The sequence below is a fragment of the Bradyrhizobium sp. NBAIM08 genome, from assembly GCF_020193935.1.
In the GTDB taxonomy this organism is placed as follows: Bacteria; Pseudomonadota; Alphaproteobacteria; order Rhizobiales; family Xanthobacteraceae; genus Bradyrhizobium; species Bradyrhizobium yuanmingense.
Genome location: NZ_JADYVR010001015.1, coordinates 1 through 400, shown reverse-complemented (window position 1 = coordinate 400; position 400 = coordinate 1). Strand labels below are relative to the sequence as shown.

At 57.5% G+C, this 400-nt stretch carries 1 protein-coding gene; it reads right to left on the bottom strand.

Annotated elements, in window-relative coordinates:
• The coding region (locus I6F37_RS43220; protein WP_225154866.1) for a pyridoxal 5'-phosphate synthase at positions 1–274 on the bottom strand (274 nt) is incomplete at its 3' end.
• Between the last annotated feature and the right edge of the window lie 126 nt (positions 275–400).

The window sequence follows — 400 nt, the reverse complement described above, 5'->3', positions numbered from 1 at the left end:
CCCGTGGGTTGGCCGCGATCTGCTTCGCCTTCCGGCTCTGATAGTTCGTAAAGAAGACGAAGCCGTCGCCATCGAAATATTTCAGCAACACCGTCCGCTGATAGGGCATGCCGGTCTCGTCCACGGTCGCAAGCGTCATTGCGTTGGGTTCGTGGACTTTCAGCTCCGTGGCTTGGGAAAACCACAGCGAAAACTCGGCGACAGGGTCGGCGTTCAAATCCTCGCGCTTCAGGCCACGGTCGGAATACTCTTTGCGGAAATCGGCAAGGTCCATGGCCAAGCCGTAACCCCCCGCAAGCCAGTCCGCAAGTCCGGCGCAACCTTGAAAAAGGTTGAATCGCCGCGCGGGGAGGCTATTTCTTGAGGTGCTATGAAAACCAAAATCCTCATGCTGCTGACC